Genomic DNA, 13,060 nt, shown 5'->3' on the forward strand with positions numbered 1-13,060 from the left:
GGAACTTTAAAAAAGCATGGATTGTTCCCAAATGTAGGAAGCGCTCACTGAGCAGCTGGAATAAATCGATGAAGTGCACATTTCGGCGATGAACTGTAGCTGGCGCCGATGAAATTCAAAGGCGGACGGTTAGTGCGGGTATTTCTTGAGGATATCCTCAATCCGCTCGTCGGGCACCAGGTCGGTGGTCTCGATCAGCCGGATGCGGCGGAAATCGGGATGGAGGGAATGCAGCACGTAGTTGGAGGATTCCGGCAATACGGCGGAAGGCACCTTGAGAATGGCGGTTTCCCCCTCATCGTACCATTTGTTGCCTAGGGGCTGGCAATGACTGTAATCTTTGAAGTCGCGCCATTGGGCGGGCAGATCGTCGGGGTTGATGACGGTGATTTCCAGGTCGTCGGGTACTTCGATGATCATGATCTTGAAATCATCGTTGAAGCCCACGCCCTGGCGGCGGATCATGTTTTCGAGGAAAGCGAGGGAGATAGACTCGGCGCAATAGATAACCTTGCGGCCGGGGCCGTTCCAGCGACCTTTAATGCCCGAGGCATAGAGTTCCTGGCTGAATTTCTTATGGGTGATTCGGAATAGTAGCATGTATGGTTTTCAGGATCAGACCGGATATCCTTCGGCGAGCTTGTCCAGCTCTTCAGCGATAATATCCACGCCTCCGGGGGTTACCAGCCAGTCCATCGGTGTTTCGCGGGCGCTCCAGAACGGTTTCTTCAACCAGTAACTGAATTCATCCACGGTGCCGAATATGGTTTCTCCTTTTTCGTATAGCGAGATGAGTTTGAGCAGATGCTCGCTGTATATGGGTTCCAGCACTTTCTGCTGATCCTTGTAATTGCTGATGGTACGGGCCGACAGGTTAATAATCCCTGCCAGTTCCTTTTCCGGCATTTTGATGGTTTCCGCGAAGTCGTAAAACACCTTGGTTTTGACGCCTTTGTGCGCGGAAGTCACCAATCTGTAGAGGTTCCCCAGCTCCAGGCCCATAAAGCGGTGCAGCACGGAGTACTTTTCCTTTTGTAAAGCGATGGCATGAGGCATACGTTGCAATTTATTCCTCTACAAATTTAGGAATTTTTTCCATTCTAAAAAAGAAATTATTCAACAACCAGGTAATTGACTGTCAATAATTCCCTTCTTTACCCTCCTCATTCTCGTCTTCATCCTCTTCATCGTTCAGACGATCGTCGGCGTCTTCGGTTTCCTGTTCAGCGTCGTCCGCCTTCTCGGTATCATTATCGTCGTAAGCGTCGTCTTTGTACGGCACGGTACCCGGCGCCTCTTCCTCTTCTTCTTCGTCGTCGTCGTCGTCCTCATCATCATCATTATCATCGTCGTCATCATCGTCTTCATCCTCGTCGTCGTCCTCCTCCTCCTCATCGTCATCATCATCATCATCTTCTTCTTCTTCTTCTTCTTCTTCGTCTTCATCGTCTTCCTCATCTTCCCCGTCTTTCTCATCTCCTCTGAGCATGGCTTCAATCTCGCCGTCTTCGTCCAGTTCGTCTTCGGAATCTTCCCCGCTGTCGGCCATTTCAGGATCGCCGCCGGCGCTGTTGCCCGCCGCGTGCGGATCATCTTCTTCCTCCCCGCCGTTATCGTCGCCACCGCCGTCGCCGGTAGTTGCATCGGGAGATGCGATATGTTCTTCGGATGGCTCATCTTCCATGACGATGGTCGTGGTTTCGGTGAGCTCGCCGGATTCGGTCACGATGAGGTGCCCGTCGGGCAGGGTTTCTTCGTCCACTTCCAGGGTTTCCACGGCTTCGAGGGTAAGCTGGGTGGGCGGTACGAAATCTTCTTCGAACACTTCCTTCAGCTTGGGCAGATCGGCCGGCGAATTGAGGCCGAAATAATCCATGAACGCCTTGGATGTGGAATACAGGAGTGGCTTGCCGGGTAATTCTTCAGAACGGCCGGAAATGACGATCAGCTCCTTTTCCAGCAGCTTGGTGATGGAATAATCGGTGCTGACGCCGCGGATATGTTCGATTTCTCCTTTGGAGATGGGTTGTTTGTATGCGATGATGGCCAGGGTTTCCAGCGCGGCGGTAGACAGCCTTTTGAGGAATTTCTCGCCATTGATCTGCGCCACGGTCTGGTAATATTCCCTTTTGGTGAGGAACTGGTAACCACCGCCGCTCTGGCGCACGCTGAAAGCATAAAACTCGGAGCTGTACTTTTCCTGGATGGCCTCGATAGCGGCATCCACCTGCTCAGGCGTGGCGCGGTCTTCCAGGAAAGCCAGCGCATTGTTGAGCAACTCCAGGATGTCGGCGGCAGGCAGGGGCCTGTCGGCGGCGAAGATCAGGGCTTCAACGTGCGGGATGAGCTGTGAGATTTCCATGGGAAATGCAGTTTAGGTCAAATAAAAATGTCAAAGGCCGAAAATAAGACCTTTGACATTCTTTATAAAATATAAAAACTTAGCTGTGGATGAATTGTTGAAAACATTACCCCACAAGCGCTGCGGCGCCAGACACGATCTCGGTGAGCTCGGTGGTGATGGCTGCCTGACGGGCGCGGTTGTATTCGATTTTGAGGCTGCGGAGCAGTTCGCCGGCGTTATCGGTCGCCTTGTCCATCGCAGTCATGCGCGCGCCATGCTCGGAAGCGTGGGCGTCGAGAACGGCTTTGAAGAACTGGGTGTTAAGGATCTTAGGCATCAGCTCGGCGATCAGCGCGTCTTTCTCCGGCTCGTAGATGAAATCAGCCTTGCGGCCTTTCCCTTCCACGCTCTCCACCTTGGCGATGGGGAGGAATTGCTCTACTTTATAGCGCTGGGTAGCGGCGTTCTTGAATTCGCTGTACACGATATCCACTGCGTCGAATTCTCCTTTCACGAAACCTTCGAGCCCTACGGCTGCGGCGGCTTTCACCTGGTCGAAGGTGAGGTGGCTGAAGAGGTTCCAGAAGCGCTCGTTCACTTTATAGCCGTTCTTTACGAAATGTTCCCAGGCTTTTTTGCCGATCGGGAGCACTTCCACATGGCCTTTCGCGTATTGCGCGGCGTATTTTTCGCGGATGGTCTGCTTGGCCAGCTTGATGACGTTGGTGTTATACGCCCCGCAAAGCCCGCGGTCGGAGGTGATCACTACGATCAGCACGTTCTCCACCTGGCGATTGGCGGCAAGCGCCATGTCGATGTCTCCCTCGGTATTGCTGACAATGTTCTGCAGCATTTCCTGCAGTTTCTCCGCATACGGGCGCATCTGAACGATAGCATCCTGCGCGCGGCGCAGCTTGGCAGCACTCACCATTTTCATGGCTTTGGTGATCTGCTGGGTAGACTGGATGGATTTAATACGGTTGCGAACTTCTTTAAGCTGTCCAGACATATATTATAAAATATTTATAGAAAAGGGCATCCGCCCCCTTATTTTGGGCGCAAAGGTAAGTAATGGCGTCAGCATTGCGAAATACCCCGGCCATAAATTTCTCCTGATTCTGGTCAGGTTTCCCGTTACGGCACGATCTGCGTCCCCAATACCTTCAGGAAAGCCGCCATCCACTGCGGATGGGCCGGCCATGCCGGGGCCGTCACCAGGTTACCATCAGTTACCGCTTCATACACATTCACCGAAACATACGTCCCACCAGCCATAGTCACTTCCGGCTCCACGGCCGGGTAAGCCGTCAGCTTCTTCCCCCGGACAACGTCGGCCGCCGTAAGTATCTGGATACCATGGCATATCGCCGCAATGGGCTTGTCGGCCTGCGCGAAATGCTTCACCAGGTCGATCACTTTCTTATTCAGCCGCAAATACTCCGGTGCCCGCCCGCCGGCCAGCACCAGCGCATCGTACTCCGCCGGATGAATGTCGGCAAACGAAGCGTTCAGCACGAAAAAATGCCCCGGCTTCTCGCTGTACGTCTGCTGCCCCTCAAAGTCGTGGATCGCCGTGATCACCTTCTCCCCCGCCTGCTTGTCCGGACAAACCGCGTGCACGTTGTGCCCCACCATCTGCAACATCTGGAACGGCACCATCGTCTCGTAATCTTCTGCATAGTCCCCCGTAAGGAACACGATCTTCTTAATTGCCATGTCGTAATTTTTTAGGTGGTTATAAAGATAAGGTATTATATTGTCCCCCGGAATCCATGCCTGCTCCCGGGCCAACTAGCGGGAGAATCTTTTTGCAAACGATTGCAATTATCCGGCAGAATGGCTATCTTGGCTTCGCCAGGCAGCGGCAGTGCGCTGATCTGGGCGCAGGTGACACGGGCAGCAGGCGCAAATAACGGTCAACTACAACACGTAAAGGCGAGGTGGCATACAGCCCGGAATGCCGGCTCCGCTTTACTGATACAAAACGCATTAGATGAAGAAGCATCTCCTCCTGGGTTGCGGGGTTCTTATTATGTCTGCCTCCTTTGGGCAGACGGCCAAGTGGCAGCATCTGTTCAACGGCAAAGATCTGAAAGGCTGGAAACAGCTTAACGGGAAAGCCATTTATGAAGCGAAAAACGGCGAGATCGTAGGCACCACCGTGCTCAGCGAGCCCAATTCCTTCCTGGCCACGGAAAAGGATTACGGTGATTTTATCTTTGAAGTGGAGTATAAACTGGAAAAAGACTTCAACTCGGGCATCCAGTTCCGCTCCCAAAGCAAGCCGGAATACCAGAACGGCCGTGTATACGGTTACCAGATGGAAGTAGATCCCTCCCCCCGCAAATGGAGCGGCGGCGTGTACGAAGAAGCCCGCCGCGGATGGCTCTATCCGCTCGACCTGAACCCGGTTGCACAACAAGCCTATAAACAGGGCGACTGGAATAAATACAGAATTGAGTGCCGTGGCAACGAAATCCGTACCTTTATCAACGGAGTATCGGCCGCCCATCTGATTGACAGTGAACTTCCTTCCGGTTTCATCGCCCTCCAGGTGCATGGCATCGGTAAAAAAGAAGAAGACGCAGGTAAGAAAATCCGCTGGCGTAATATCCGCATCATTGAGAACCCTGCCGCATCGCAGTATTCGAAGTATGATGATGTTTACGTGGTGAACAACATCCCCAACAATCTCTCCCCGCAGGAGAAACAGCAAGGCATCCGCCTGCTGTGGGACGGAGCCACTACGCAGGGATGGCGCGGCGCCTACAAAACTTCCTTCCCCGCAAAAGGTTGGGAAATCAAGGACGGCACCCTCAGCGTGCAACCCTCCGATGGCGGCGAATCCACCAACGGCGGCGATATCGTGACCGAAGAAGAATTCGCAGCCTTCGACCTCGAATTCGATTTCAAACTGACGCCGGGCGCCAACAGCGGCGTGAAATATTTTGTAACGGAATCAGAAGGCAACAAAGGCTCCGCCATCGGCCTGGAGTTCCAGGTGCTGGACGACGACCAGCATCCCGACGCCAAGCTCGGCGCAGCCGGCAACCGCAAAGTGGGATCACTGTACGACCTTATTCCGTCCTACAAATTCACCAACTCCCACCGCAAAATCGGAGAATGGAACCACGGCCGCGTTGTGGTATATCCCGACAACCGTGTGGAACACTGGCTCAACGGGCACAAAGTGGTAGCCTACACCCGTGGAGACAATATCTACAAAGCCCTCGTGGCGCGTAGCAAATACGAAAAAATTGCGAACTTCGGACTCGCGCCCAAAGGCCGTATCCTCATCCAGGACCACGGCAATTACGTGAGCTTCAGAAGTATCAAAATAAAGAGTTTGAAGTAGTCAGCGACTATTTCATTGTTCACTGTTTTTCAAACCGACATCCCTGATTCTTCGGGATGTCTTTTTTTTGCCCCTACCCCAAATAAAAAAAGCCGGTTGTTATACCGGCTTCCGTTATGTTATTTTTAGTTTATCCGATATGCTGCAGGATGATGTCCCGCACATCCGTGGCCTGCACCGATTCCGGCACGGGCCGGGTGGTCAGCAGCACCGCATGGTCCTTCCGGTCTTCCGCCAGCCTGCCGTGCGAGCCTTTGATCAGCGTGGCGTCCAGCGGGATCACGTTCATGAGGTAACGGAATCCCAGCTTCTTCTTCAGCACTTTCCCGATCACCTTCACCTTCACCAGCGGATCGGCGGGGTTGAGGAACATCTCCACCGGATCGTATCCCGGCTTGCGATGGATATCTACCAGCCGCGCGAAATCGGGCGCTTTCGCATCGTCGAGCCAGTAGTAGTAGGTGAACCAGCTATCTTTATCGGCTACGAGCACCAGGTCGCCGCAGCGCTCGTGGTGCAGGTTGTGCGCGCGGATACCTTCGCGGTCGAGCACCTGTCCTACCCCCGGCAATTGCGCCACCAGGTCGCGGACCTGTTTGGCCACGCTGCGGTCGTTGAGGTAAATATGTGCGATTTGGTGATCCGCCACGGCGAATGCTTTGGAAGCGCCGGCATCCAAAAGTTCCAGCCCGCGTTCCACACGTACGTTAATCAGCCCGTGCCCGCGCAGCAGGCGGTTGATATGCACGGGGCGGTTTACATTCGTAATGCCGTATTCGGAAAGAATGATGATCTCCGCGTTTTGCTGTTCGTAATATTCCACCAACTGCTTCACCACACCGTCTACCGCGCGCAGCTCCGGTCCGATCTTCGTGTAGTCGTGACCAAACTTCTGCAGACAGTAATCGAGGTGGGGAAGATAGATGAGGGTGAGATGGGGGTTATGCCAGCGATCGGTGAGGATGGATGCATCCGCGATCCACTGGGTGGATTTGATGTTGGCGCCCGGCCCCCAGAACTGGAAGAGTGGAAAAGTGCCCAGTTCCTGCTGGAGTTTATCCCGCAGGTCGGAAGGGTGCGCGTAACAGTCGGGCATCTTCCGGCCGTCGGAAAGGTATTGCGGGCGGGGCGTAACGGAAAAATCGGCGCTGGAATACATGTTGTACCACCAGAACATTTTGGAACAGGTGAACCCGGGATACTTTCTCCGGGCCGATTCCCATACTTTTTCCCCGTGAACGAGTTTATTGGATTGTTTCCAGAATTTGATTTCGCTGTCGGTCCTGTCGTACCAGCCATTCCCGACAATGCCGGTTTCGCTGGGCCATAACCCGGTGAGGTAGGTAGATTGCACAGCCGTGGTAACGGCGGGCAACATGGGCCGGATGGAGGACTGGTGATGTTGCTTTGCCCAGGCGCTCAGGAAGGGCGTATGCTCCCCAATGAGGGCGCCCGACAATCCTACAATATCCAGCACTACGGTTTTTCTCATATTCTTGGCTTCTCTTATTGCGTATCAAAACTATATCCCGGTCAGGAGATATCCAACTGCTGCAGCACCCAATGCAATTCGCGGGCGATGGAAGCGCTCATTTCCTGCTTCAAGCCGGGGGGCAGCACTTCCCAGGTGTAAGTTTCCACTTCGAGATGGGTGGTAAACGGCCGCGCCTGTTGCCGGGCGAGCACACGGGAAATATCGTCGCGGGTGGAGCTGAGCGCCCCGAATTCCCCGGTAAAAACGGGTACATGGAAATGCGCGCGCCATTCTTCCACATCTTCTCTTCCGGCTTCCGCCAGGGCTTCCGGCAAGTCGGGATAATGGATCTTTTCGCCATCGCTTTTCCGCGCGATCACCTGGTGGAGATACACGGCTTCGTTGAACTGGCGGAAAGCGGCGATCACGTTTTCGCGGCCGCCTTTCGGCAACAGCGCCTTCAAAGCCGCGCTGATCTGTATCTTCCCCACCTTCAACCCGAAAAACTGCAAACGTTCCAGCACCACCTGCGGATCTTCGTAAGACACGGCGAAGTGGCACACGTCATAACAAAGCTGTACATGGTCCTTGATCGCCAGCGTGGCTTCCTCTTCGGTGAAGCCGAACTTCTCCGTGAACAGCATCACGCCTGCGGGCAGTAAATATTGGAAATACCAGTCGAGGTACTCTTTGGAATTCTCCAGCAGCCCGTCGGGCTCGGGCTCTATGTCGAGATGCAGCAACGGTCCGCCATTCCTGCGCACCTGGATGAGCTGCTCGACCACCAGCAACATGTTAAAAGTAGCCCCTTCGGTCACGGATTTCCTTTCCTCCTCACAACGGTGCCAGAATTTATACGACAACGGCGAAGTGGAGATCCCGCCTTCCATCCCTTCCGGCAACAACGCCGCGAGGATACGGAATAGCCGGCCGGTATAAGCCGCGCGCTCGGCGGTGGACCAATCCGGCGTATGCACCTGGTCTTTCACGCGCTCGTGATGGAAGCCTCCGTATGGGAAACCGTTCATGGTAAAAACGTAGCAATCGTTCTCCCGGAGCCATTGCCGGAACTCCTCCAGCGCGGGCGCTTTCGATAACTCCAGGCTGGCCAGGTTACTGAGCCGCAACCCGATGCCGAAAGGCTTATCGGGCGATACTTCCGCCTTCACGGCGGGAATATACCGGCGGAGCTGTTCGAAGTGATCCGGCCAGCTTTCCCCGGAATGGATATTGGTGCAATAGGTCAGATGCCCGAAGGGTGTTTCCATGTTGTATGCTGTTGGCGGGTTCGGGATAAAATTGAATCGGCTACCATTTGTCGCGCAGCATGTTCACCGCTTTGCGCAGCGTATTGATATCGATGCTGTGCACTTCCTTCCCTTTGCCGATGGCTTCCAGCAGGGAAATGGTGAGGCGCCCGCCCAGGTGCTCGCGGAACTCCTGCAGGCCGGCTACGATGGGCGCTTCGTCATCTTCGATCTCCAGCAACGGATGGTACAGCGGCAGGCGCAACGTTTTCAGCAGCTGAATGATGCGCTCCAGGCTTTCCGGATCGAGCAGGCCCGTGAGCCAGGAATACACGCTGTCCAGCGCGATGCCGATAGACACTGCCTCGCCGTGGCGCAGTTCAAAGTCCGTGAGCTGTTCGAGTTTATGGGCGCTCCAGTGGCCGAAATCGAGCGGACGGGAAGAGCCGCTTTCAAACGGATCGCCCGCCCCGCCGATATGCTGCATGTGCAGTTCGGCGCAACGGTGAATGAGGTATTTGAGGGCCGCGGGCTCCGCTTCCGTCAGTTGCGCCGCTTTTTCCTCCATCCAGGAGAAAAACGCCGCGTCTTTGATAAGCGCTACTTTCACCGCTTCTACCATGCCGCTGCGCCAGTCGCGCTCGTCGAGCGTGGTGAGGAAATGCGCGTCGTTGAAAACGGCCGCGGGCGGCGCGAAAGTGCCGAGGAAATTCTTTTTGCCGTGATAATTGATCCCGTTTTTCACGCCCACGCCGGAATCGTTCTGCGACAATACAGTGGTGGGAATACGGATGTGTTTGACGCCGCGATGGCTCACCGCCGCCACGTACCCTACGAGGTCTAGGACGGAGCCACCGCCGATGGCGATGATGTATGAGTGGCGGTCGATCGCATGCTGGTCTACCGCGTTCACGAGCCAATGGAACAATTGCAGATCGTTCTTGGCCGCTTCGCCGCCGGGCACCACAATCACGTCTTCCACCAGTTCAAACCCTTCGATGTCCGAGCAATAAGCCGTAATCTGTTCCTGCAGGTAATCGTGCGTGGCCGTTACCCCTTCGTCTACAATGAATAATAATTTCTTCCGAAATCCTTTCTCCGAACGGGATTCAAGGAATTGCGCAAAAACCGGGTTTGTGGAAGCGAACAGATGCTCCGTGAAAAAAACCTTATACTCGAATGCAACGCTGAATGATTGTTGAATAAATGCCATAGCAAAGTCCCTGTGGTCCCGGTGGTGCCGGGACGATTTTAAACGGTTAAAAGTACGAAAACAGGGTCAGCGGAACAACAACAAATTGCCGTATTCCATGAACGGAAGAAACCCCGGAAACTTACGCAATTAAGTTTGTATCAGGTAACGGCGAAGAGCTTGCCCAGGAGGATGGAAAGCGGGAGAAAAGCGAGCACCACCAGGCCGAAGGGCAGGCCGGCAAAGGCGGCCGTCCAGGCGGCGTTCATGGCGATCAGGCCCAGGACGCCCCATTTCACGGACTTCCCGATATTGGGGCCGGTGGGCGCTTTCATGGCCCGGAGCAATGGTTTGTATATCAGCCAGGCGAAGAAGGCGAGGAAAAGGGGAACGGTGGTGATCTGGCCGGTCATGAAACTGAAAACGCCGATCACACCGATAACGAGCGCGTACGTGATAGCGGCGCGGACGAGCGGCGTTTTCGTGCCGCCATGCACTTCGTCGCGCGAGATCATCGTTACGGCGGCGATGTAAGCCACCGGCACCACGGCAATCCACCAGAGGTAATCGCCCTGCAGCGAAACGAGGTACACGCTCATCCCCAGCGAAAGGTTCAGCCCGCGGCAAAGCCCCATCACCAAAGGCCCGAGCACGGAATGGTGTTTCGCCCATTTATCGTACACCAGCGCTGAAGCGGCCGTGAGCACCGCTATCCAGCCGGAAAAACCGCTGACCGTGAAGGCCGCGAGTATCCCCACCACCAGCAGGTACCCGCCCAGCACGCTCGCTTCCGTGATGGAAATGATGCCGCTGGGAATAGGCCTTTCGGGCCGCTCCAGCTTATCGAGCTTTGCGTCGAATACATCATTGAAAACAACGCCTCCGCCATACAGGCCGATGGTGGCGATGATCAGGCAGATCAGTTGCAAAATGGATTGCAGGTCGTCGAGCCCATGTGCGAAAAAGCCTACGATGGCAGCCCCGGCGATAATGTCGGTAATGGCGGTCAGTATGTTTGCGGGCCGCATGAGCCTTAGGTAGCCCAGCAGCTTGCTCAGGATATAGTTCACGCGCTTCTCAGGTTTTCAATACGATACGACAAAAGCTGGTTGGAATTTATCGTATGATCGTGGATTGTTTATTGGGTCTTGGCTGCTGACCGCCTCTCAGAACGGTGCTGCCATTGAATTTCAGACTCTGGTCGATGTCGGCCGGGCTTTCAAAATCCGCTACGTTGATCTGGCCGCTTTGCGCAAACGCCGCGATGGCGTTGCTGTACGTCACCAGTTCCACATCCGCTTTGGATATTCCCCTGTCGAGCATGAGCGCCGCGGTTTTGGGAACGGCCAGCGGGTCGCTGATGCCCCAGTCGGCCGCGGAATTCACCATGATGCGTTCGGTGCCGTATTGTTTCACGATGTCTACCATCCGTTCATTCCCCATTTTGGTAAATGGATAGATGGTGAAGGCGGCCCAGAAGCCACGGTCCAGCACTTCTTTCACGGTTTCCTCGTTGTTGTGGTCAACGATCACCATGTGCGGATCGAGCCCCATTTCGAGCGCGATGTCCATGCTGCGGGTGGTACCCTGCTTCTTGTCGCGGTGCGGCGTATGGATCTGCACGGGCAGGCCCGCCTCTTTGGCGAGCAGCAGCTGTGCGCGATAGTATTTTTCTTCCAGCGCGGTCTGATCGTCGAACCCGATTTCGCCTACGCCTACCACGCCTTCCTTGTAAATGAAGAGCGGCAGGATTTCCATGACCTGTTCGCTGAGTTTTTCGTTATTGGCTTCTTTGGAATTGAGCCCGATGGTGCAGTAGTGTTTAATACCGAACTGCGAGGACCGGAAGCGCTCCCAGCCAACGAGGCTGGCGAAATAATCCCGGAAGGTATCCACGCCGGTGCGCGGCTGGCCGAGCCAGAAGGCAGGCTCGATGATGGCTTTCACGCCGGCATCGGCCATGGCCTGGTAATCGTCTGTGGTCCGGGCAGTCATATGCACGTGCGGGTCGAAGAACCGCATGCCTTTGATGGTGTCTATAAAGGCGGGGTCAAATGATTGCGGGACAAGATCCTTTTCCGTCAACTGAGCATTACAACACATATTAAGTACGAATTACATTGCGATTAAATTACGGAATGGCGCGTTCTGCGCACTAACACCTATTAGCCATTTACACGGGCGGCAACCGTTTCCCAGGTCAGCAGTCCCTGCTCTATTTCCGCAGCCATGTCGGCGCGTGTTTCGAGCAGTTTCGCAGCTGGCGGGTAAGCGGATGAGTGGCAGGCCAGTGCGGCGGCTTCTCTTTCGGCGTGCACTTCCGAGAACCAGGCGCGTTCGAGGTCTTCGAAGTTGTCTTCGTCCAGGAAGGGGCCCACGAGCCTCCAGAGCATGGGCGGCACGGGGCGGGCGGCGGCACGGCGTTCGCGGGAGAAGTCACGCAGGATGCGGGCCAGTTCCGGGTTGGCGCGTTCGTCGAGGCCGGTGATGAGGTGCACGGGTTTGTCGGTAAAAAAGCTTTCATGACCAGCTGGTTCCATGCGGGCTCACCGAGGTATTGCGCCGGGTACGGGTTACGGACCATGATGGCTTCGAGAACGGATCCGATGTTGGAGCGGACGCCTTCGGCGGTGCGGAGTTTCCAGGCTTCGGGGAAAGCGAGGAAAGGCAGGGCGCCGTAGAGGGCGGCCAGCTCGTTCATTTCACCGGCATTGAACAGGTTTTCAATGGCCTGCACATACGCAGCCTCATCGTTCACGGGCAGCTGCAGGAGCCACCATACGCGGAAGAGGCGGTCGGCGGTATAGCCCTCCACCGAACGGGGCAGCAGGGCTTCCCGGGCGGCGGCGGGTACGGAAATAACGTCGCGTCCCAGGAACCGGGGCGCGGCGGTGAATGCGATATTGAATGTCTGAAGTGTGCCCTTCGATTGCCAGGCTTCCAGTTGGCCGGCTATCCATTGACGGCCCTTTTCGGAGATCTGCTGTTGAATGATATCGGCTAAAACTAAGGTGGTTCCTGGTGCTTCGTATGCGTATCCCATGCAGCGAAAATAAATAATAATCGGCGATCCCGCCGCTGACAATAATCAGCCTTGCCATTGATCAAAAATAAAAGAGAGGCAACTAGTGCCTCTCCTTCCGCCATTCTAAAACCTGATTAGTAACCAGGATATTCTTCAGGGGTGGTGCCCCAATATTTTTGTCAGGGTTAGCAGGAAAAATGGCCGGAGGTTTCCGGTTCCGGCCTTAATTCTTTTGCAATATAAGGATTAAATATTGATCGGCACTCACCTGAATGTGTGAAAATTTTAACTTTCCCTTCAGGAAAAACGATTTTGCATGAACACTTACTGCGGGAAGCCGGCGACGGCATTAATTTTTCTATAGCTGAGGGTGGAATTTATAAAGGCAAATAAGTTTGTTGGCTTCCCTGTGTCAGCGTAAAT

The 13,060-nt window shown here is 54.9% G+C and carries 10 protein-coding genes and 2 pseudogenes; 1 reads left to right on the forward strand and 11 read right to left on the reverse strand.

The window, feature by feature from the left end:
• Nucleotides 1–129 precede the first annotated feature (129 nt).
• The 5 genes from WJU16_RS10070 to WJU16_RS10090 all read right to left on the reverse strand — a co-directional run bounded on the left by WJU16_RS10070 (nucleotide 130) and on the right by WJU16_RS10090 (nucleotide 4,060).
• Nucleotides 130–600, reverse strand: a complete 471-nt coding sequence (locus tag WJU16_RS10070) for an RES family NAD+ phosphorylase (protein WP_341838188.1) — start codon at nucleotides 598–600, stop codon at nucleotides 130–132.
• Between the two features lie 15 nt (nucleotides 601–615).
• Nucleotides 616–1,056, reverse strand: coding sequence for an antitoxin Xre-like helix-turn-helix domain-containing protein (locus tag WJU16_RS10075; protein WP_341838189.1), 441 nt, complete (start codon nucleotides 1,054–1,056; stop codon nucleotides 616–618).
• An 82-nt stretch (nucleotides 1,057–1,138) separates the two neighbouring features.
• A complete protein-coding gene (gene scpB / locus WJU16_RS10080) occupies nucleotides 1,139–2,362 on the reverse strand; it encodes an SMC-Scp complex subunit ScpB (RefSeq protein ID WP_341838190.1) in 1,224 nt (407 codons plus the stop codon).
• Nucleotides 2,363–2,468: 106 nt separating this feature from the next.
• Complete coding sequence (atpG, locus tag WJU16_RS10085) at nucleotides 2,469–3,353, reverse strand: ATP synthase F1 subunit gamma (protein WP_341838191.1); 885 nt, start codon at nucleotides 3,351–3,353, stop codon at nucleotides 2,469–2,471.
• A gap of 125 nt (nucleotides 3,354–3,478) precedes the next feature.
• Complete coding sequence (locus WJU16_RS10090; RefSeq protein ID WP_341838192.1) at nucleotides 3,479–4,060, reverse strand: DJ-1/PfpI family protein; 582 nt, start codon at nucleotides 4,058–4,060, stop codon at nucleotides 3,479–3,481.
• A gap of 277 nt (nucleotides 4,061–4,337) precedes the next feature.
• Here WJU16_RS10090 and WJU16_RS10095 point away from each other — a divergent pair, with 277 nt between their 5' ends.
• On the forward strand, nucleotides 4,338–5,699 hold the full coding sequence (locus WJU16_RS10095; RefSeq protein WP_341838193.1) for a DUF1080 domain-containing protein: 1,362 nt from the start codon (nucleotides 4,338–4,340) through the stop codon (nucleotides 5,697–5,699).
• Nucleotides 5,700–5,829: 130 nt separating this feature from the next.
• Here WJU16_RS10095 and WJU16_RS10100 read toward each other — a convergent pair whose 3' ends face one another.
• The 6 genes and pseudogenes from WJU16_RS10100 to WJU16_RS26055 all read right to left on the reverse strand — a co-directional run bounded on the left by WJU16_RS10100 (nucleotide 5,830) and on the right by WJU16_RS26055 (nucleotide 12,655).
• Nucleotides 5,830–7,191 carry a nucleotide pyrophosphatase/phosphodiesterase family protein gene (locus WJU16_RS10100; protein WP_341838194.1) on the reverse strand — a complete coding sequence of 454 codons (1,362 nt, stop codon included), beginning with the start codon at nucleotides 7,189–7,191 and terminating at the stop codon, nucleotides 5,830–5,832.
• A 41-nt stretch (nucleotides 7,192–7,232) separates the two neighbouring features.
• Nucleotides 7,233–8,441, reverse strand: a complete 1,209-nt coding sequence (eboE, locus tag WJU16_RS10105; RefSeq protein WP_341838195.1) for a metabolite traffic protein EboE — start codon at nucleotides 8,439–8,441, stop codon at nucleotides 7,233–7,235.
• Nucleotides 8,442–8,481: 40 nt separating this feature from the next.
• A pseudogene (locus WJU16_RS10110) lies at nucleotides 8,482–9,636 on the reverse strand (3-dehydroquinate synthase); the annotation flags it as partial.
• Between the two features lie 137 nt (nucleotides 9,637–9,773).
• Nucleotides 9,774–10,682: a UbiA-like protein EboC gene (eboC, locus tag WJU16_RS10115; protein ID WP_341838196.1), complete on the reverse strand. Its 909-nt coding sequence runs from the start codon at nucleotides 10,680–10,682 to the stop codon at nucleotides 9,774–9,776.
• A 46-nt stretch (nucleotides 10,683–10,728) separates the two neighbouring features.
• Nucleotides 10,729–11,715 (reverse strand): TatD family hydrolase, encoded by a 987-nt coding sequence (locus tag WJU16_RS10120; protein ID WP_341838197.1) that lies wholly within the window; start codon nucleotides 11,713–11,715, stop codon nucleotides 10,729–10,731.
• A 62-nt stretch (nucleotides 11,716–11,777) separates the two neighbouring features.
• Nucleotides 11,778–12,655 (reverse strand): annotated as a pseudogene (locus WJU16_RS26055) (EboA domain-containing protein).
• Nucleotides 12,656–13,060 lie beyond the last annotated feature (405 nt).

It is taken from the genome of Chitinophaga pollutisoli (genome assembly GCF_038396755.1).
In the GTDB taxonomy this organism is placed as follows: Bacteria; Bacteroidota; Bacteroidia; order Chitinophagales; family Chitinophagaceae; genus Chitinophaga; species Chitinophaga pollutisoli.